18 protein-coding genes and 1 pseudogene are annotated in these 19110 nt (G+C 49.6%); 9 read left to right on the top strand and 10 right to left on the bottom strand.

From position 1 onward, the window contains the following. Nucleotides 1–179: 179 nt before the first annotated feature. Complete coding sequence (locus PRZ02_RS06515) at nt 180–1172, top strand: deoxyhypusine synthase (protein ID WP_449465022.1); 993 nt, start codon at nt 180–182, stop codon at nt 1170–1172. 147 nt (nt 1173–1319) lie between these two features. On the opposite strand, the gene PRZ02_RS06510 is transcribed toward PRZ02_RS06515, so the two are convergent. Further along, a complete protein-coding gene (locus PRZ02_RS06510) occupies nt 1320–2633 on the bottom strand; it encodes a glycosyltransferase family 2 protein (RefSeq protein WP_449465021.1) in 1314 nt (437 codons plus the stop codon). Nucleotides 2634–2762: 129 nt separating this feature from the next. Here PRZ02_RS06510 and PRZ02_RS06505 point away from each other — a divergent pair, with 129 nt between their 5' ends. Beyond that, the gene (locus tag PRZ02_RS06505; RefSeq protein ID WP_449465037.1) at nt 2763–3740 is read left to right on the top strand and encodes a transcription initiation factor IIB; all 978 of its coding nucleotides are present in this window, start codon (nt 2763–2765) and stop codon (nt 3738–3740) included. Nucleotides 3741–3774: 34 nt separating this feature from the next. On the opposite strand, the gene yciH is transcribed toward PRZ02_RS06505, so the two are convergent. Next, nucleotides 3775–4083: a stress response translation initiation inhibitor YciH gene (gene yciH / locus PRZ02_RS06500; protein ID WP_449463631.1), complete on the bottom strand. Its 309-nt coding sequence runs from the start codon at nt 4081–4083 to the stop codon at nt 3775–3777. A gap of 61 nt (nt 4084–4144) precedes the next feature. On the opposite strand from yciH, the gene PRZ02_RS06495 reads away from it, so the two are divergent. Then, nucleotides 4145–4318, top strand: coding sequence for a hypothetical protein (locus PRZ02_RS06495; protein WP_449461917.1), 174 nt, complete (start codon nt 4145–4147; stop codon nt 4316–4318). A 21-nt stretch (nt 4319–4339) separates the two neighbouring features. Here the strand turns inward: PRZ02_RS06495 and speB are convergent, their stop codons facing one another. Beyond that, the gene (speB, locus tag PRZ02_RS06490; RefSeq protein ID WP_449465020.1) at nt 4340–5272 is read right to left on the bottom strand and encodes an agmatinase; all 933 of its coding nucleotides are present in this window, start codon (nt 5270–5272) and stop codon (nt 4340–4342) included. Between the two features lie 105 nt (nt 5273–5377). Continuing rightward, entirely contained in the window at nt 5378–5506 is a 129-nt protein-coding gene (locus tag PRZ02_RS06485; RefSeq protein ID WP_449465019.1) for a hypothetical protein, read from the bottom strand. A 482-nt stretch (nt 5507–5988) separates the two neighbouring features. Between PRZ02_RS06485 and PRZ02_RS06480 the strand changes: the two genes are divergently transcribed. After that, a complete protein-coding gene (locus tag PRZ02_RS06480) occupies nt 5989–6267 on the top strand; it encodes a metal-sulfur cluster assembly factor (RefSeq protein WP_449465036.1) in 279 nt (92 codons plus the stop codon). Between the two features lie 24 nt (nt 6268–6291). On the opposite strand, the pseudogene PRZ02_RS06475 reads toward PRZ02_RS06480, so the two are convergent. Then, nucleotides 6292–6798, bottom strand: a pseudogene (locus tag PRZ02_RS06475) (cob(I)yrinic acid a,c-diamide adenosyltransferase); the annotation flags it as partial. Nucleotides 6799–6912: 114 nt separating this feature from the next. On the opposite strand from PRZ02_RS06475, the gene PRZ02_RS06470 reads away from it, so the two are divergent. From PRZ02_RS06470 to PRZ02_RS06455, 4 genes are read left to right on the top strand one after another with little or no spacing between them, the layout of a single operon-like run. Then, nucleotides 6913–8217, top strand: coding sequence for an NAD(P)/FAD-dependent oxidoreductase (locus PRZ02_RS06470; RefSeq protein WP_449465018.1), 1305 nt, complete (start codon nt 6913–6915; stop codon nt 8215–8217). A gap of 50 nt (nt 8218–8267) precedes the next feature. Beyond that, nucleotides 8268–9134: a 2-oxoacid:acceptor oxidoreductase family protein gene (locus tag PRZ02_RS06465; protein WP_449465017.1), complete on the top strand. Its 867-nt coding sequence runs from the start codon at nt 8268–8270 to the stop codon at nt 9132–9134. Continuing rightward, nucleotides 9127–10365: a transketolase C-terminal domain-containing protein gene (locus tag PRZ02_RS06460; RefSeq protein WP_449465016.1), complete on the top strand. Its 1239-nt coding sequence runs from the start codon at nt 9127–9129 to the stop codon at nt 10363–10365. Before PRZ02_RS06465 ends, PRZ02_RS06460 begins: the two co-directional genes overlap by 8 nt. Next, a complete protein-coding gene (locus PRZ02_RS06455; RefSeq protein ID WP_449465015.1) occupies nt 10325–11413 on the top strand; it encodes a thiamine pyrophosphate-dependent enzyme in 1089 nt (362 codons plus the stop codon). The genes PRZ02_RS06460 and PRZ02_RS06455 overlap by 41 nt, the downstream gene beginning before the upstream one ends. Before the next feature lie 346 nt (nt 11414–11759). On the opposite strand, the gene PRZ02_RS06450 is transcribed toward PRZ02_RS06455, so the two are convergent. After that, nucleotides 11760–12935, bottom strand: coding sequence for a pyridoxal phosphate-dependent aminotransferase (locus PRZ02_RS06450; RefSeq protein ID WP_449465014.1), 1176 nt, complete (start codon nt 12933–12935; stop codon nt 11760–11762). Between the two features lie 131 nt (nt 12936–13066). On the opposite strand from PRZ02_RS06450, the gene PRZ02_RS06445 reads away from it, so the two are divergent. Further along, nucleotides 13067–13480: a hypothetical protein gene (locus PRZ02_RS06445; protein WP_449465013.1), complete on the top strand. Its 414-nt coding sequence runs from the start codon at nt 13067–13069 to the stop codon at nt 13478–13480. A gap of 48 nt (nt 13481–13528) precedes the next feature. On the opposite strand, the gene ileS is transcribed toward PRZ02_RS06445, so the two are convergent. From ileS to PRZ02_RS06425, 4 genes are read right to left on the bottom strand one after another with little or no spacing between them, the layout of a single operon-like run. Then, nucleotides 13529–16504 (bottom strand): isoleucine--tRNA ligase, encoded by a 2976-nt coding sequence (ileS, locus tag PRZ02_RS06440; protein WP_449465012.1) that lies wholly within the window; start codon nt 16502–16504, stop codon nt 13529–13531. Nucleotides 16505–16554: 50 nt separating this feature from the next. Beyond that, the gene (locus tag PRZ02_RS06435; protein WP_449465011.1) at nt 16555–17058 is read right to left on the bottom strand and encodes a hypothetical protein; all 504 of its coding nucleotides are present in this window, start codon (nt 17056–17058) and stop codon (nt 16555–16557) included. Continuing rightward, on the bottom strand, nt 17055–18086 hold the full coding sequence (locus tag PRZ02_RS06430; protein WP_449465010.1) for an ABC transporter ATP-binding protein: 1032 nt from the start codon (nt 18084–18086) through the stop codon (nt 17055–17057). Before PRZ02_RS06430 ends, PRZ02_RS06435 begins: the two co-directional genes overlap by 4 nt. Before the next feature lie 6 nt (nt 18087–18092). Further along, the gene (locus PRZ02_RS06425; RefSeq protein WP_449465009.1) at nt 18093–19079 is read right to left on the bottom strand and encodes an ABC transporter ATP-binding protein; all 987 of its coding nucleotides are present in this window, start codon (nt 19077–19079) and stop codon (nt 18093–18095) included. Nucleotides 19080–19110: the final 31 nt, after the last annotated feature.

The following is a 19110-nucleotide window of genomic DNA, read 5'->3' as shown; positions in this document are numbered from 1 at the left end:
GTCCCTGGTTGAGTTGGCATTTGCGAGCGCGTTTAGGTCGCGGTTTCGGGCTCCTGAGCATCTCTGAAACACCCATAAGTTAAAGTATATCACCTTTTGCCTTCTTGCCCTAATGCATTAGATCTCTCGCGATGAAAGCCAGAGAGAATAAGGTTATATTGCGTACAAGCACTGTTTTTATGAAACCAGTACGCGACATCAGGATTAGCCCACAGATGACCACCAATGACATTATGAAGGCATTTGAAAATGCTGGAGGGTTCACAGCCAGAAAGCTAGCGGTAGCAACTAACATCCTAGAGGATATGATGACGGATGACGAATGCTTCACATTCCTCTCGTTCCCAGCTGACATAATAGCTACAGGAGTAAGGGGAGTTATCGCCGGCATGATCAGGGATAAGCTCGTAGACGCCGTCATAACCACATGTGGCACTCTCGACCATGACATAGCTAGAACATGGGAAGATTACTATCACGGAGACTTTCTTGCAGATGATGTTAAGCTAAGGAAAAAAGGCATAAATAGGCTCGGCAACGTCTTCGTTCCCAACGAAAGCTACGGAATAATACTCGAGAAAAGACTCCAACCCATTTTCTCGTCTATATATGAGGAAAAGAAGGAGCTTTCCACAAGGGAACTGATATGGAAAGTCGGCGAAAAGCTTTCCAATGAGGTAGAGAGAGAAAACTCCATAGTATATCAAGCCTACAAAAATAAGATCCCCATATACGTACCTGGCCCATTCGACGGCGCCTTTGGGTACCAGCTTTGGGCGTTTTGGCAAACCCATAAGGACTTGAAGCTCAACCTATTTCTGGATGAGCAGGAGCTCTCTGATATCGTCTTCACGCACAAGAAGACCGGCGCTCTGATACTCGGAGGAGGGATATCCAAGCACCATACCATATGGTGGAACCAGTTCAAGGAAGGGCTCAACTTCGCGGTGTACATAACAACCGCACCTGAATGGGATGGATCGCTTTCTGGAGCCAGGCTCAGAGAAGCCATATCCTGGGGGAAGGTAAACGAGAAGGCCAAGCATGAGACCGTCGAGGGAGACATAACCGTTCTCCTCCCATTGATGATGGGAGCCATTTACGAGAGGATCTACTCAAAAAAGAATAACAAATCCGTGCGGGTTCAGCGATCCGTTAAGGCCAGTAAATAGAAATTTTTACGCTGGAGCGGTTATGCATTCGGCTTCAGCAGGATTTGTGAACTTTAGGCGCTGGCGATTAAGCCATTCCGGCGTTTTACACGTAATCGTCCTGTTGAGCTACATTCAACATGCCAGATATGAGATGGAAGTCGACCGCTACCAAAAAGCAGCAACAAAAAGAAAGGAAATTGCGTACGCCAACAGCAAGGCCGCATCGCAAAACTTCGACAAAACAAGAGCAAGGGCAAATGCAGCCAAGAAGCCAAGTGCAAAAATCATAACAAGGGTTTTTCCCAGCGCGTCAGACTGCTCCCTGACTTTTTTCGTACGCACAAAACCGTACCGCTTCCTAAATAAGCCCTCTACGAAGAAGACTGCAATGAACGTTGAGTACGCAAAGGAAGTAAGATAAGGGTAAAAGTACTTCTTAGATATCGATACAGCAAGAAGGAGAACAGCAGGCAATAATGAGAAGAAGTAAAACCATGAGTTCCCCTTTGTGGCCAAGTTAATCAGGACTGCAGCGAGTATAAGCATATAAGAGATTGAAAAAAAGTAATTGAACAAATATGAAAAGGAAATAATCGAGTCAATTTTCTTCCCCGCTTTGAGCACGTTACCTCCGTAACGCAGCATGCACTGGGCATTGCCGATCACCCAACGCTTTATTTGCTTAAATAACGAGGAAAAGCTTGGCGTGGCAAGCCCTGTACCCCCTACGAGAGGTAAATAAGTTCCTTTTTTCCCGGAAAGCGCGAATCTCACGGTGAGGTCGAGATCTTCCGTCACGGTGCCTGCGCTCCATCCCCCAACATCGGAAAGATCTCTGTTATTTATGAGAACGCAACTACCGTTTATCTTAACGGGCAATCCCCGTGAAACAGCTCTCTCTTGCTCCTCCTTCAAGTGATATTCCAGCATGGACTGCTGAAGTTTCGCCACCGGACCACTACCTTCAAGAGACCAAGCCAACTGGCAGTAAGACGCCCCCGTGCTTTCACATGCCCAGACGGCGCTGGACAAAGCGTCGGGATTCAGCCTGAAGTCAGAGTCCAGTAGGAACGCGTAAGGCGTCCTTAGCTTCGTGTGGATTTCCCTTAGAAAGCCGGCCTTACCACCAACCCTATTTTTCCTCCTTTCTACGGACGCCCTATATCCTTTAGCGACTAGCTGCGCCACCGCTTCTTCAACGCACTTCACGGATTCTGGGTCATCGCTGTCATCAAGCACTAATACTTCGACGAGTTCTTTGGGATAATTCAGCCCCGAGACTGACTCAATAGAGCGAGCGGCCACTTTTCCCTCGTTATACACAGGTATCAATAGGGTTACCGGTTTATAATCGGTACCTGAATCGTGACGCACCTTCTTAGGTAATACAAGAATAAGCGATGAAAGAATGAAAAGGACATACGCCACGGCCAGCAGGAAAAACTCGGTCAGGGGAAGCAGATGGGCGATGCTGCTCAAGCCGCGAAATAACCTACTGGACTTAAAGGGTTAACTTGACCCTTCTCCTTAAGTATCACGAAGATAGAACCAAGCCTAAAATAGAAATGCTTAAATATCACGTATATAAATCTTTAGTTGGTGTTCTCAATGGAAGATCGCGATGAGGAACTAGGATCTAGGATTAAGGTAAAAAACGCGGTTTGCCCCGTATGCGGTAGCACAAACATAATATTTGATCCTGAGAGAGGAGAAACCATATGCGCCGACTGTGGAACCGTCATAAGCGATAAGGCGATGGACAGCGGTCAAGAGTGGAGGGCGTTCACAAAAGAAGAGAGGGATCAGAGAAGCAGAGTTGGTGAACCCACTATTCCCGGCATAGGAGCAGCGCAGCTATCAACTACCATTGATACCAAGGACATATATAACCTCGGAGGGAAAATGGGAGTCAAGAAAAGAATCGAGCTTCAGAGGATAAGAAAGTGGCAGGTACGTTCAAGGCTTCAGGGTAGTCATGACAGAAACCTTATACAGGCACTCAATGAGCTTGACAGAATCGTCTCTCAGCTTGGGCTTCCAACTTCAATAAGAAATGAGGCAGCCGTCATCTATAACAGGGCAGCTACTAGTGGAATGGTAAGGGGAAGGAGTATAGAGTCGGTAATAGCGGCAGCGATCTACGCCGCATGCAGGAAGCTTCGCAACCCGGTTTCCCTTGACGAGATAAGCAGCTATACGCAGGCCAGCAGGAAAGATGTAGCGCGTTGCTACAGGCTGCTCTTAAGGGAGAACAGCGTTAGCGTCCCGGTCCCAGATGCAGTTGATTACGTTGCCAAAATAGCCAGTCCCCTGCATCTAAGTGCGGAGACGCAAAAGAAAGCGGCCGAGGTTATAAAGAAGGCTCAGGAGAGCGGAATAACAGCGGGCAAGGACCCAGCAGGCTTGGCCGCAGCGGGAATCTACATTGCGAGCCTCTTAACTAAGACCCGCCGCACGCAGAAGGAGATAGCCATGGCCGCTCAGGTAACGGAAGTAACCGTCAGGAACAGGTACAAGGAAATGCTTTCTAGACTCAATATAACCGGCCTAGGCGATGAAGAGGAAGGGGAAGATAAAACGCAGTGATTATCTGCTAACAAAAAATTTTTAAATATAATTTTTAAGGCGTTACAACAATGTTCGATTCCTGATATCCCTCAGCAACAAGTATTTCCTTAACCCTGTTCGCGTGATTACCCTGGAGAGTAATCTCATCGTTCTTATAAGTACCGCCGCATGCCAGTTTAGTCTTGAGAAGACTAGCAATCCGCTTCGCTTCAGCGGGGTCGGTAAACCCGCTGACAACCGTGATTTCTTTTTTGTACTTGCTCTTCTCAACACGTACTTCGATTTTTTGTTGTTCCTTAAGAAGGTCTTCCCAGATTCCTATTTCGTCGGAGGCACCTATTATCTTAGAACCCTCGTCCATATTGCTGTTCAAGCCCAGTATACTTACATGAAAGCCTTAATAAGGGTTTCTGATTTATCCTATGTCAGAGTCTCAATACCCAGTTTATCAGTGCATAAAGTGCGGCTACATCTTGACGGACGAGGATTGGAAGGCATCAGGACTTCTCATATCTAAGTTCAAATGCCCGCGTTGCGGCGGACGGGTTTTTATTAAACTGACCAACAGGGCGTCGAGGATAACGCACGTTGCGTGACAAAAAGCAATCACTGTGTTATTACTGCCAGTGGCTTAGTGCGCGATGCGATCGAACTCCCCCTCCCGACCGGGTCAAACGCGCCTTCTTGGACGCGTAAAGTTCCATGACCAGCTTGGCTGCCAGGGCCGAGCTAGAATATGAGGGATCACGGAGTGGACAAAGCTCCATTACGTCAAAACCAACCAGATTTGCGCCCGATATAGCTTCAAAGATCCTCAGCACATCAATAGGAGAGATACCAAAAGGTTCAGGAGTACCAACTCCCGGAGCATAGCTCGGATCAAAGGCATCCATATCAATTGAGAGATAAAGAGAACGCGACTTCCTTACAAAGTCGGTCAACGATTTCATAAAGGATTCTGATTGAAGCTGAAAGGGAGAGAACTGGATTATCCCTTTTTCTTTACAGTAATCGCGCTCTTCCCTAGAAGTAGCCCTAATTCCTATCTGAAAGGTGCGCTTACCTCCAGAATCCACCCATATTCTCGTGGCACACGCGTGAGATAGGGGATTTCCGAGGTAGTCCTTTCTGCAATCAGCGTGCGCGTCGAGCACTATAAGAGAATCAGCTCCAGCCGCTAGGGCCGCAAAGGGCGTGAACGTGTGCTCTCCTCCTATCATTATTGGGATCTTGCCAAGCGAGGTAATCTTCTGGACGGCACGCTTAAGCATGTTTGCAGTTGCCACCGCGTCGCCATGGCTAACAGCCAAGTCTCCAGCGTCGTAAACGCGCATTTCCTCAAGGTCCACGCCGAAGTACTCAGACCACAGCTCCATTCCCTGTATAACGTCCCTTATCGCCTTAGGGCCGTAGCGAGAACCCGGAAACGCCGAAGAGCTGGAGTCAAACGGAACGCCGAAGAAAACGTACTCAGAGGAATCGATGGTCGTTTCGAGGCCAGGAAACGTAAGACCAACCCTAGACAGGTACATGCTTAACTCATCATCCATAATTCATATTCGCGCAGGACGCATTTTAACCTTAAGCTTGGTAAAAGCTCTCAAAAACGGGAGGAACTCGCATTTATCGTCTAACGGCAGATAAATTGGGACCCTTCAAGCCTTTGGCACTGACCTTATCTTTTTGACGACGTAAACAAGTCCAACCAACAAGCCAATGGTCACAACAATCTTCGCATAAAGCACGTAACTAGCCCCCGGATACGTTGGTATTATGATGGCCATAAGCAAGCCCTGCGTGGCTATTTCAGCTTTATCCCACTTGCTGGTATACCACGAATGACTTAATGCCGTGGAGAGGCAAGGGGCGGAAGTTCGCTTAATGAGTTAGACAAACCCCTTTGGAAAAATGCATAGACTCCCAACTGGAAACGTGCAGGCTCGTCGCCCAGATGGGGCCATACCCCTGGAGCGTGGATAAAGCAGTCGGGGATGATCGCGTCTTCACGGATAGCACGCTGGAGTACTTCTCTCATATCTCGCATGTTAAAGCAAGCGTACTAATGAACCGGAAAAACCCTTCCGTTAGAGCTGGTAGATCACTTAATAGGGGAAAGATCCCTGCGCCTTCTACAGTAGACAGATCATGAAGCAATCGGGTTCGCCACCTGTACAACAACCATCCAAAATTTTTTTCTTCTGCGGTCTGCAGTTAAAATGTAGAGTTGATAACAGAGGAAGATGTCCTTAAGAGCATCGAAGACGTTGTGGATCCCGAGGCCCAAGTCGGGATCGTTGAAATGAACCTAGTGGACGAGGTAGACATAAGTAGCGACAACGAGGTCAAGGTAAGGTTTCACCTGACCACTCCGTTCTGCCCAGCGCAGTTTGCATATGCCATAGCTTTGCAAATAAAGGACAAGGTATCGGCCCTGCCAGGGGTAAAAAAAGTCGTTGTTGAAGTAAAAGACCACTTCCTTGCCAAAGAAATTAATGACGCAGTTAACGGCGATGTATACGATGGAGAAGGTACCCAGACTTCGTGAATACTTAGGCGACTTTTCCTTGACGCCTAGTTTGGCATTACAATAGAGCGCAGCAACGAAAAAGTACGAGGAAAGCCTGTTTAGATAGCGCAATATCTCGGGGTTAATACCGTGCGCAGAAGATGCCCTCACCGCTTCACGCTCAACCCTTCTGCACACCGCCCTCGCCACGTGGAGGTAAGCGGCCGCCTCACTTCCCCCAGGAATCACGAACGACGCCAGAGGTGGAAGGGCCTTTGCCATGTCATCTATGGCGCTTTCAAGTTCCCTGACTTTACTTTCGTTGAAGCTGACTTTCTTCTCACCACCCTCGAAAGCGTAATACAGATCTGCGCCCATTACGAAGAGATCGTTCTGTATTGAAAGCAATTTTTCCCGGACGGGCTCCAGCGGAACGTGTATTAAGGTCAAGCCCACAACCGAGTTAAGCTCGTCGATTCCGCCGATCAACTCAAATATTTGCTCACCTTTGGGGAGCTTTCCCGGTCCAAACGAGGTCTGACCATTATCGCCTTTTCCTGTATAATACATTCCAATTACAGGCCTGATATGACTTAAACGGCTTACCCTCGGTTCAAGGCTTTCGCAAAACAAACTGCAAAACGCTAAAAAGACTTAAGGGGCAGCTTTTTTGTTTATTAAAAGTTGGATTACGACGTTATCGTGGTTGGGGCGGCCACAACAGGAGCGGTGGCTGCGAAAAAGCTAGCGAGCCAAGGTTTCAAAGTGCTCCTGCTCGACGCCAAACCTAAAAGTAGGATCGGGGACAAAGCCTGCGGAGATGCCATAGGAGAGGAAGACCTGAAAAAAGCGGGCGTCACGCTTCCATCAAACGTTATACGGGAAAGGATCCTGGGCGCCGACCTTATCTCCCCTGATGGAAAGACAGCCTTCCGCATACAAGGATACGGATACACGGTGGACAGGGTTGGGTTGGGTTCAGCGCTTGTGGATGAGGCGGAAAGCGCTGGCGCAAAGTTCATGGATAACTTTCACGTAGATGCCCCTATGATAAGGGATGGGCGCGTCATTGGTGTAAAGGGAAGTGATGAGATAACTGCAAGGGTCGTTTTGGACGCGTCCGGCAACAAAACCAGGTTAAGAGGGACCTTGCCAGACGAATGGGGGATCGAAAAAGTAGTTGAGAAAAAAGACGCAGTCGCCGCTTACAGGATAATAATGGAAGATATGAAACCAGCAATAGAACACGGCTACCTAAGGTTAATCTTTGATCAGAACACGTCCCCTGGCGGGTACATATGGCTGTTTCCCGAGGGAAACCTCTCTAACGTTGGCCTTGGGGTAACGATGATAGGTAAGTACCCTAATCCCAAGATCGCTACTGAAAACTGGATCAAGGGAAAATATGAGGGCAAGATCGTGGCTGGAAGCGGTGACACGGTTCCAACCAGGAGGCCATTTGCCACCATGGTAGGGAACGGTATAGTGCTAGCAGGCGACGCTGCTGCCACCGTCAATCCAGTTACAGGTGGTGGCATAGGTAGCGGCATGCTAAGCGCTAAGTTTGCCGCTGAAGCTGTGGCCAACGCTCTAAGTCAGGCTGATCTTCCAGGCATAAACGAGCTCTGGAACTACAACGTCACGTACATGAAGGAATACGGTGTCAAGCAGGCAGGGCTTGACGTTTTCAGACGCTTCCTCATCAAGTTAAGTAACGATGACATAAACTTCGGGATGTCATCCGGTATAATGGACGAGAAGACCGTAACGCAAGCTGCTGTCACAGGAGAAGTCAACATAAACCTTAGAAAGGAGGTCGAAATCATGATAAGAGGATTGAAGAGGCCAAGCATCCTATTAAAGCTCAGGCAGATGGCGTCTGACGTAAAGACTGCCATGGACATCTACTCGGCCTATCCAAGCAGCTTTGACGGTTTCTGGTCTTGGAGAAAGAGGGCAGATTCATTCTTCGCCAACCTACCTTATTAGCTCCCTTATTTTTCACGCTTACGCCTTAAACGCCAACGCGCTAAATACATATGGTAAACTTAGACCCTCGGAATGGACAAGTAACTGTAGCTTTCTTCGGAAGAGGGGGGCAGGGGATCAAGACCGCAGCGAGGGTTCTTGGAAGGGCGCTTTTCATACATGGCTATAACGTTCAGGACTTTCCCCTCTATGGCGCGGAGCGCAGGGGAGCGCCCGTTTACTCTTATGTCCGCGCTTCGGCTCTCGACATAGAGGAGAGGGGGTCCGCAAACGCAGACATAACGGTCTTGGTCGACAGAGGCGTGAGTTCACAAGCCCACCTTTCGGGAATCGTGATTGTAAATTCAAAAAAGGATGAAAACGGAATGCTCTGCGTCGACCTGACGTCATCTATCTCCAGGCTTGGCGTCTTTGCGCTGAGCATCGCTGCGGCAGCTGCAGCTGCAGCCGTCATAGCCAAACTAGATGTGAGCAGCATAAAGACCGCCATAGAGAAGGAGATAAGGGTACCTAGGTCGTTACTTGAAGTGGAACAGGCTTTAGCTGAGGACTTATTTTACGAGGTAAAGGGCAAGCCCTTACCTAAGCCTTGGCCCGAAGAAAAGTCTTCTGCATCTATTTTGGAACTAAGCCCAGAGCCCTGGGAATTGAGCAACCCAATCATAAAAGCAAGCGGCACTTCTGTTATGAGAAAGACCGGCTCGTGGAGAGTGAAAAGGCCAGTCATCACGCTCGATAGGTGTAAGGCATGTTTCCTATGCTACGTTGCTTGCCCCGAATCAGTTATAACCCTTGACGAAAAGCACATGCCTTCCATATCATACGACAATTGCAAGGGGTGCATGATATGTAAAAGCGTCTGTCCCTTTGGCGCCATTCAAGAGTACCCTGAAACCGAGGTGCAACCGATTGCTTGACCTGATAACGGGAAATGAAGCGATAGCTTGGGGAGCTCGGCTAGCGCAAGTCGATTATGTTCCCATATATCCCATAACTCCACAGACCGAAATAGTCGAAAAGCTCTCTGAATGGGCTGCCAACGGGCTCATAAGGGCGAGGATAACCAAGATGGAATCTGAGCACTCCATGATAACTGCAGCTGGCGCTGCAGCGCTCGCAGGCGCGCGTACCTTCACCGCCACCTCTTCACAAGGCCTCCTTTATGCCTTCGAAATGCTCTACAACGTTTCGGGATGGCGTGCTCCTTTCGTGCTCGCGAATGTCTCAAGAGGACTGGCCGCGCCACTTACCCTTTTACCAGATCACAACGATGCCTTGGCTGCAAGAGACTCTGGCTTCCTCCAGTTCTACGCGGAAACATGCCAGGAAGCCCTTGACTCCGTACTGATAGCATACCGGGTGTCCGAGAGTCGCAAGGTAATGCTCCCGTCAATGGTCAACATAGATGGATTTTACTTATCATTCACAAGGGAAAAGGTCATGATACCTGATGAGCTAGGAGACTTTCTTCCGCCTTATCCAATTCCAGCAATTTCCGCTGGCAACATGCCATCCATGGGCCCAACGGTGCTCGACCCCTCCGTTTACTCCTACTTCAAATACCAGATGCACCTGGCCCAGATCAGCACCCTTGATGAGCTAAAAAAGGCCATAAGCGATTACGAGAAGGTCTTTGGCATAAAGCGCAGTTTGATTGACGAATACATGGCAGAGGACGCAGATTACGTCATCGTCATGACGAGCTCCTTTGCCACAATGGCCAGAAAGGCGATAAAATCCATTAGGGAAAAAGGAATTAAGGTAGGCTTAATAAGGCCATGGGTCTTGAGACCCTTCCCAAGAGATGATCTCTTAAGTGCATTGGCTGGAAAAAGAGGAGTAGCCGTCTTCGATCAAGATGTCTCCCCCGGTTTCGGAGGCGCCCTTTATGCCGAGATAGCGAGTTCGCTTTACGGGGCACCAGATGCTCCTCACATTGGCTCCTTCATAGGGGGCTTGGGAGGCAAGGAGCCAACTACAGAGGAATTCGAATTCATGATAAGAGAACTGGTCAGCCCCGACCTAACGCGCCGTGGGCCAGTCATGCTCTGGACAGACAAGGACCAAAGGATTCTAGATGAGCAAAGAAGCATAGCATTAAGAGGTGGTGTCATTGGCAGGCGATCTCTCCATAAGGACCATCCGTGAAACGCCTCTCGAAGAGTACTTGCATCCGGGTTCTTCGATGTGTCCTGGCTGCGGGGCACAGGTCATGATAAGGCTAATGCTGAAGGTTCTCGGCCCTAAAACCTTTATTGTCAATGCGGCCGGCTGCATGACCCTACTTCAGACGTATCCCTATTCTAACTTAAAGTCTGGATGGCTGTACACGGCCTTCGCATCCGCTCCGGCCGGTGCTCAGGGAATAAGGGATGCCCTGGACTCGCTGATAAGTCAAGGGAAAACAAGAGATGAAGGAATAAAGATATTGGTCTTGACCGGTGATGGGGGCGCCTATGACATAGGGCTTCAGGCTACGTCCGCAGCAATGGACAGAGATCTCGATTTTTATTATCTCTGCTATGATAACGAGGCCTACGGGAATACCGGATTTCAGCAGAGCGGCGCATCACCTTATGGCTCGAGCACAACCACCTCCCCAATTGGAAGGCTCAACCTGGTGGGGACCGAGAAGCGCAAGAAGAACCTCTTCGAGATATGGAAGGCTCATAATCCGGCTTACTTAGCCACGATTTCGCCCTCGCATCCCCTGGACTTGATGCAAAAAGTTGAAGAGGCGACGCGCAGGAAGGGGCCAAAGATGTTTATAGGATACGCTTCATGCCCTACGGGAATGGGGTTTGATCCTTCTCTTTCAATAAAGGTCGCCCAGCTTGCTGTTGACACTGGTGTGTGGCCGCTAAAGAAGTACGTCGATGGAAAGGTGACCCATACGATCATCCCAAGGTTTGTCCCGGTCGAGGAATACCTCAGACTTCAGGCCAGGTTCCGGCACCTGTTCGACGAGAATAACCCAGCAGCAAGGGAGGCAATTGCCAAAATAAAGGATGAAATAAGATCGTACTGGAAAGCGCAAGGAGTCGAGGCCAAAGCTCGACATCACATAGTCATTGCCGATGGAAGCTGCTGCGGTTCCTGTTTTTCCTCATCGCTCCTCTGGTTCAGTTGGGGTATCCCAAGCGGGAAGGGCAAGCCCAGCTCCCTGCACACCAATATTGAGGTTGCTATGCTGTGATTCAACGCGACCTGGAGCGCTGGTAGATATGGTTTCTTGTCATCGAGGTCCTTCGAGATCTTATCCAGGTCCTCCTGACCTCCTGACAGGACTATCTGGCCGTGGAAAGTAAGGGTGCCGCTTGCCGGCACAAAGTTCACGCTGAAAGCGAACGGTATAACTGACATGGTAGCGCTTCTTCTTTCAACAGGCCCGCTTGGGGCGTTGAGCTGCGTCTGCATCTGCACCTTTACCAGATCTCCCTCAACTAGCTTCTCCGCGTGAATCTCAAGCAATTTAACTGATATCGTTATGCTCATGGGCTAAGGTCCGTGCGGCGCTTTTTTGCCTTGCTCCGAATTAAAACTCAGTACGCATCGGATTTAGATGAAAGAAATTCCTCTATCCTTGAAAGCGCCGTTCTGATGGATTCTGGGGATGCCGCGAAAGTAAACCTTAGGTGCCCCCTGCCCGCTTCCCCAAAGGTACTACCAGGAACCGTCGCCACGTGGGTTGCTCTAGCGAGCCTCACGGAGAACTCATCATCATCTTTTCCATAAAACGAGAAATCAGGAAAGGCGTATATGGCCCCTTCTGGCTTTGCGACCCTCACGTTTGGTAACCTCTTTAATCCACCGTAAAGTAGTTCCATGCGCCTAGCGTACTCGGACACCATTTTCTTAACGCTGTCTTGAGGACCCCTAAGCGCCTCAAGTGCCGCGTACTGCGAAATCGATGAAGCGCTTATCACGTTCGTATGATGAACTATCTTTAGGGCTTCCATTACCTCCTTAGGAGCTGCCAAGTAACCGATCCTCCATCCGGTCATGGCATATGCCTTGCTAAAACCGTTGATGGTTATGGTGTTCTCTGGCGCTATTGATGCTGGGCTCAAAAGCCTCTTTCCGCTGTAGTTCATCTTCTCGTATATCTCATCAGATACTATTATAGTTCCGTGCTCTACTGCCAAGTCAACGATTGCCCTTATCTCCTCATCATTCATCACGTAGCCCGTTGGGTTAGAGGGGTTGTTGAGGATTATGACCTTTGATCCGGTTATGCTCTCCTTCAGCTTCTCCAAGTCAACCCTGAAGCGATCACCTTCATCTATGAGGTTAACCGCGTTCAGCCTCGCTCCCCGCATCTGAATCAAATCAAGGTAAAGAGAGTAGGCTGGAGTGAGGACGGTGACCTTATCTCCAACGCTAACGAAGGCCTGGAACACCGTGGCCAGAGCCTCCTCTGCACCAACGGTTACTATCACTTGATCGGGAGATACCTCAATCGAGTTATCTCTCTTCAACTTTTTGCTTATCTCCTCGCGCAGCTCCCTTAGGCCGGATGGATCTACGTAATGAGTTTTTCCGTTCTTCATGGCATCCTCTGCTGCTTTTATCACGTTAGGCGGCGTATCGAAGTCCGGCTCGCCTGTGCTCAGGTAAACGGAATCCTTGTAATTGGAAAGCATCAGGGTAACCCTCCAGATTCCCGTGAAAGTCATGTGCTTTATTTGTGGCACTACCCACTCCTCCAACGATTCCATGACATTATATTATGTGCATGAATGTTTAACCTTTTTCATGCAGAGGCCTTCTATTCCCACACCATGAGTCCAAAAAGCGCTTTATCTTGAAACCTTTTCCCATTGTTTATAAGCTGGTTTTTTATGTTCTTATGAAAAAACCGCTCAAGGGTATCATGCTCAGCCAAGACCTCCTGGAGCAAATCCTAGAGTATGCCAGGGGCATGTACCCAAAAGAGATCATGCTGCTAGCGCGTGGAGACAAAGTGGGCAGCTACCTTTATATCGAGGAGCTCTTGTCGCCCCCCCTTCAGCACAACGGTTCCGATTTTGCCTCAATAAACGTGTTCTACACTCCATTCACCCCTTCCATTATCGGGACAATTCACAGCCATCCCAGCGGAGCCCTTATGCCTTCCCTTCAGGACCTCTTGTCCTATATGGGAAGGATAATGGGCATCGCGGCCTATCCTTTTGAGGGGAAGCAGGATCTTGCCTTCTTTGACCGCCAGGGAAACGTGATACCCTATTACATCGGAAACAAAGAAGCCGCAATGACCTCTTGACAAATAAGTCACTACACCATCAAAAAACCTAGGCTCAAAAAATGTGAGCTATGCCTTCCTTATATAGATCCTTATGGTATCGCCATCGATATCCCACTCTTCGGAGAACCAGTCTCCTTTCGGCGGTTGCAACGATACCATAGCGGAAACCGCCCTGGTATCTGTCACCACGCCCGCCATAATTGAGGCTAGCCTATCCCTTATTTCGCCCTCGGCCTGAACCACCAAGTCGATCCTATCTTCAACGAAGAGACCGGCTCTCTTCCGGGTCTCTTGAACCCTCCTTATGAGTTCTCTTCTCAGCGCCTCGGCCTCAAGTTCCGTATCAACTCTTGTGTCCAAAAAAACCTTTCCTCCGTCGTAATCCGCCTCAACGTAACCATCTCTTGGAACGGCGTCCACCTCAACAGCTTCCTCGGGAATCTTGTATTCCTTTCCATCTAGCATAACTGATTTGGCCCCTTGCTTCGCTTTTTCCGCCACGTAAGCTGTCTTATCTTTAAAGATTGAACCAAGAACGTCGTACCTCACCTTTAATTTTTTCTCGATAAACTCTTCCTCGTTTCCCTGCTTTACGTCCTTAACGTTTACCTGCTCGGCTATTAACTGGGCTAACCCAGTGGGAAGCGGGCCAGTAGCGTAAAGGGCTCTCAACGGATGCCTGACCTTTATCCCTGCCTTGTTCCTAGCCGCTAAACCGGCGGCGACTATCTTCATGGCCACGTCCATGTCACGTTCTAACCCCTCATCAACCGTGAACTGCTTCGCGGGCCATGCCATTTTTTCGTCCTCGTCTGGAAGCGTGGGCAACAAGTACGTGGTCACAAATGGAGCGAATGGGTAAAGCATCCTCGCTATTCCATCAAGCGTCCAGTAAAGCGCGTAATAGGCCGCCTCCTTTGATGGGTCGTGCTTTTCCTCCACCCAAGTCCTCTTTCTGACAAGCTTCACGTACCATCTGCTCACGTCCTCGGTGGCAAAGTCCATTATTAACCTTATGGCTGAAGAGTAGTCAAAGGAGTCCATGAGCTCTAGAACTGCCTTCTCGATTCTTGCGAGCCTCGACAAGATCCACCTATCCTCGGGAAGCAACGCAGGCACGTCAGATGGATGGTAATCGTCAAGTTCCATATAGGTCGTTGCAAAGTAAAACAGGTTCCATATGATGTTTAGCTTTTTAACCGCGTCCTGAAGCCCCTTCTCGCTAAATCTGACGTCCTCCCATGGCGTATGCTGCATGAAGAAGATGCGAAACGCGTCCGCGCCATACTTATTCACGATCTTATCGACGTCAACGTAATTTCCCAGCGATTTGTGCATTTCCCTGCCGTTTTCATCCAGTGCCATGCCATGGGCCATAACCCTTCTGTAAGGAGCTACACCCCAGAGACCAGCGGACACCTTAACTAATGACGCAAACCAGCCGCTGAACTGATCCTGCCCCTCGAGCACTAGCTCGTAGCGCGGCGGCGGCCATATTCCAGTAGACGCGTAAGGCGCAGAACCCGAATCAAACCAAACATCGAAGACATCCTGAACCCTTCTCATGGTACCTCCGCACGAATGAGGAAAAGTCACGTCATCTATAAGGGGCCTATGCATCTGGAGCGAGTCCGAGATCTTACTACCGGAGAGTTCCTCCAACTCCTTAAGAGATCCAACGACCTTGACCTCGCCGCACTTATCGCATACCCATATGGGTATCGGAGTACCCCAATACCTTTGTCTTGATATGACCCAATCACCAAGGCCTCTAAGCCAGGGCGTGAGCCTTGCCTCCTTGAGCCAATCCGGAATCGTGGTGACATCGCCGACCGAGGACATCAACCTCTGCTTTATATTTGATATCTTTATGAGCCACTGCTCTGTAGGCCTCATTATAAGAGGAGTACCGCACCGCCAACACACGGGATACCTATGCTTTATGGGCTCAACCTTGAATAGGGCACCAACGGCGCCTAAATCCTTTAAGATTTCTTCGTTTGCCTCTCTGACGTACTTTCCCGCGTACCTATCCACGAAGCCCCTGTACCTTCCCTTTTCATCGACCAAGTCGAGCATAATCAAGCCGTTTTTCTGCCCTACGTCGAAGTCCTCTTGCCCATGTGCGGGAGCCACGTGGACTATCCCCGTTCCCTCGCTTGCGGTCACGTATTCTGAGCTGAGAACGACCCTGTGCTCAAAGTCATGGAACTTGAGAAATTTAAGAGGGTATTCGTAGACAAGCCCATCAAGGTCTTTTCCCTTGAACTCGGACTCCACTTCGAAGTCTTGCCCGAGAACCTGAAGCCTGTTCTCAGCCAAAATGTACCGTTCGCCTCCTAGTTTGGCCACGACGTAATCAACGTCTGGGTTGACCATGAGCGCGCTGTTTGCAGGCAAGGTCCAAGGTGTCGTGGTCCACGCAAGCAGGTACTCGTTTGGCTTACCCTTGACCTTAAACTTAACGTACACGGACTTCTCATCGAGCTCAACGTAATTGTTAACTTCATAGTCAGAAAGAACGGTTTCGTCTTTAGGACACCAGTAAAACACCCTCTTTCCTTTCTCAACAAGCCCTTGCTCGTAGAGCTCCTTGAACTCTCTCCACTCAGCTTCCATGTATTTCATATCAGAAGTGAAATACGGTCTGTCCCAATCCATAGCGACCCCAAGCAACTTGAAAACGCGCGTCATTGATTCCATGTTTCTTTGAGATAGATCGTTGCACCGCTCGACAAAGCGCTCTAGCCCAAAGTTGGCAATATCCTGTTTTCCCATTATTCCAAGCTCTCTTTGGACAGCTAGCTCCGTGGGAAGACCGTGACAGTCGTAGCCGGGCTGCGCAGAGAACTCATCGCCTCTTGATTGCCTATACCTGATGTAAACGTCCTTCATCACTTTGTTCCAAGCAGTGCCGGGATGTGGTATCCCTGAAACAAAAGGAGGCCCGTCAAGCAGTAACTTGCCCACAGGATATTTCTTGCTCAGCACCAGGTCTCTGACCGCGTTCTCCACCTCAACGTGATCATAGCTATTTTTCACGACGCGTCTGCTCAACGATGGTAAAATGCTTTAGACCCTTATAAATGCTACTAGGATTGCGACTGAGGCCTTCTGTATGTCATCTTAACCATAAGCGATCCCTCCTGGCTATAGCTTTCCACTTTCTTGAATATTTTCGTTCCCGTTCTTCTCATCCAAAGCCTTAGCCTTAGCTCGCGCGAAAAGTGCCAAAGCAAAATTCCTGAATAAAAACCCAATACCATGCCCAGCCCCACGTAAATACCCAAAAGCCCGAGCAGTAAAACGGGAACAATGATGTAAGCCAAGAGAGCCAGGAACCTTCCTAAGAAGTAGCTCTTGTTGTAATACTTGAGCTCCACATATACATCGCCTCTTGAAAGATGATTGATCATGCGGTTTAACTGTCCGTTTTTCACCGCAAACGAGGCCGCGTAGATCGCGACCAAGAAAGCCAAGAACCAGAGCATTGACGCGCCTCCGACGAAAACCACTAGCGCGACGCACAACGAAAAAAGGAACAAGCTGAGGGCCATTCCCTTGAGGGAGGGAACGTACGCACTCTCAAAGCTCATGCAGTTTCCTTCCTCCCCTTTGCTATTTCTTCTGCGTAATGGCAGGCCACCCAGTGTCCTGGCGATACCTCCCTCAACTTTGGCTCCTCCGTTCTGCACTTATCGGTGGCGTACGGGCAACGCGGGTTGAAGCTGCAGCCCGGAGGCACGTCCATGGCATTTGGTATCTCCCCTTTTATGGCAACCCTGAGCTTAGGAGCCGTCGGATCCGGAACAGGTATGGCATCAATTAGGGCACGCGTATAAGGATGCATGGGATTCTCTATGAGCTCCTCTGAGGTTGCAAGCTCAACTAGCCTTCCCAAGTACATAACGGCAATCCTATCGCATACATGCTTCGCCAGTGCCAGATCATGCGTTATGAACAAGAACGACAAGCCGTACTGGTCTTTTAGATCAAGCATCACGTTCAAGACCTCAGCCCTAATGGATACGTCAAGCATAGATACCGGCTCGTCTGCCACGATGAACTCAGGCCCCAACGCAAGCGCTCTAGCTATGGCAACCCTCTGCCTCTGGCCTCCTGATAACTCGTGAGGATACCTATCCATGAACTGCTCGGGTGGCGTAAGCTTAACCGCCACCAGCGCGTCTCTCACTTTCCTGTCGAGATCCGCTTCGTCTTTATAGAGCTTATTGATCCTCAGCCCCTCGGCCACCACATCCCTTATCCTAAACCGGGGATTTATGGAATCGTAAGGATCCTGAAATATGATCTGTATGCTCTTCCTTATAGAAGCTAACTCGTCATGGCTAACTTTAAAGATATCCCTACCCCTGTAGAGGACCTCGCCGCCAGACGGCTCCACAAGACGGAGAAGCGTCCTTCCCACCGTGGTCTTTCCGCTTCCCGACTCGCCCACTAAGCCCAGCACTTCTCCCTTGTAAACGTCAAACGTTACGCCATCAACCGCCTTCACCTGCTTCTTAACGCCGTGAATACTTTGCGAGAAAGAGAGCTTGGGCTCGTAATATTTCTTAAGATCCCTAACGCTGATAATCACTTCCTTCTTTTCTCCTGCTTCCATTTCGATTCACCCATTGGGTTTGACTCTTCCCTCAGCTATTTCTTCTGCGTAATGGCAGGCCACCCAGTGTCCTGGCGATACCTCCCTCAACTTTGGCTCCTCCGTTCTGCACTTATCGGTGGCGTACGGGCAACGCGGGTTGAAGCTGCAGCCCGGAGGTAAAGAGGAAAGATCTGGCGGTGACCCCGGCACCGACGCAAGGCGCCTCCTGGGCGCCCTTATATCCGGAAAAGCCCCCAACAGGCCTTGCGTGTACGGATGCATAGGTGTCTTGTAAAGCGAATACACATCCGCCTTCTCAACGATTTTCCCCGCGTACATTATGATTACTTCATCTGCTAGCTCCGATATTATCGAAAGGTCGTGGGTGATCAGAATCAAGGAAGTTGAGAACTTCTTCTTAACATCTTCTAACAGCTCCAAGATCTCCGCTTGAACTATGACATCAAGCGCCGTCGTCGGCTCATCCGCGATTATGAGCGGAGGCCTAAGAGCCAACGCCATTGCTATGGCCGCCCTCTGTTTCATCCCTCCGCTGAACTCATGAGGATAGCTCTTTGCCCTATCGGCGTGAATGCCCACCATCTCCAGCAGGTCTTCAGCCCTTTGATATGCCTCCGCCTGAGAAACGTTTTCGTGCGCCAATATGGCCTCGGCGATCTGATCTCCCACCCTAAATACTGGATTTAACGCGTTCATAGAGGCTTGGGGAACCATGGAAACCTGTTTCCACCTGATCTCCCTCATTTCTTCTTCGCTCGCCGTCACTAAGTCTTTTCCCTGAAGCTTTACTGAACCCGAAATTATGCGGGCATTTGAGGGTAAGAGCTTCAATATGGTCGTGGCCACGCTCGTCTTTCCGCTTCCCGACTCGCCCGCTATTCCAACCGTCCTTTCTTTTTCAACGGAAAACGAGAGGCCATCAACTGCCTTAACGTACCCCGCCTTCGTGACATAATACATCCTTAGGTCGGAGACTTCAAGTAAAGGCATGTTTTACACCGAACTTTTTGTAACGCAATTG

The organism is Tardisphaera saccharovorans (genome assembly GCF_046635845.1).
Lineage (GTDB): Archaea > Thermoproteota > Thermoprotei_A > Marsarchaeales > UBA168 > UBA168.
The sequence above is the reverse complement of the archived record's forward strand: the minus strand, read 5'-3'. Positions and strand labels throughout refer to the sequence as shown.

Excerpts from the sequence above, each read along its gene's own strand:
- PRZ02_RS06515 (WP_449465022.1), top strand. The coding sequence starts at position 180 with ATGAAACCAGTACGCGACATCAGGATTAGCCCACAGATGACCACCAAT.
- PRZ02_RS06505 (WP_449465037.1), top strand. The coding sequence starts at position 2,763 with ATGGAAGATCGCGATGAGGAACTAGGATCTAGGATTAAGGTAAAAAAC.
- yciH (WP_449463631.1), bottom strand. The coding sequence starts at position 4,083 with ATGGACGAGGGTTCTAAGATAATAGGTGCCTCCGACGAAATAGGAATC.
- PRZ02_RS06495 (WP_449461917.1), top strand. The coding sequence starts at position 4,145 with ATGTCAGAGTCTCAATACCCAGTTTATCAGTGCATAAAGTGCGGCTAC.
- speB (WP_449465020.1), bottom strand. The coding sequence starts at position 5,272 with ATGGATGATGAGTTAAGCATGTACCTGTCTAGGGTTGGTCTTACGTTT.
- PRZ02_RS06485 (WP_449465019.1), bottom strand. The coding sequence starts at position 5,506 with ATGGCCATCATAATACCAACGTATCCGGGGGCTAGTTACGTGCTTTAT.
- PRZ02_RS06465 (WP_449465017.1), top strand. The coding sequence starts at position 8,268 with ATGGTAAACTTAGACCCTCGGAATGGACAAGTAACTGTAGCTTTCTTC.
- PRZ02_RS06450 (WP_449465014.1), bottom strand. The coding sequence starts at position 12,935 with ATGGAATCGTTGGAGGAGTGGGTAGTGCCACAAATAAAGCACATGACT.
- PRZ02_RS06445 (WP_449465013.1), top strand. The coding sequence starts at position 13,067 with ATGAAAAAACCGCTCAAGGGTATCATGCTCAGCCAAGACCTCCTGGAG.
- PRZ02_RS06435 (WP_449465011.1), bottom strand. The coding sequence starts at position 17,058 with ATGAGCTTTGAGAGTGCGTACGTTCCCTCCCTCAAGGGAATGGCCCTC.
- PRZ02_RS06430 (WP_449465010.1), bottom strand. The coding sequence starts at position 18,086 with ATGGAAGCAGGAGAAAAGAAGGAAGTGATTATCAGCGTTAGGGATCTT.
- PRZ02_RS06425 (WP_449465009.1), bottom strand. The coding sequence starts at position 19,079 with ATGCCTTTACTTGAAGTCTCCGACCTAAGGATGTATTATGTCACGAAG.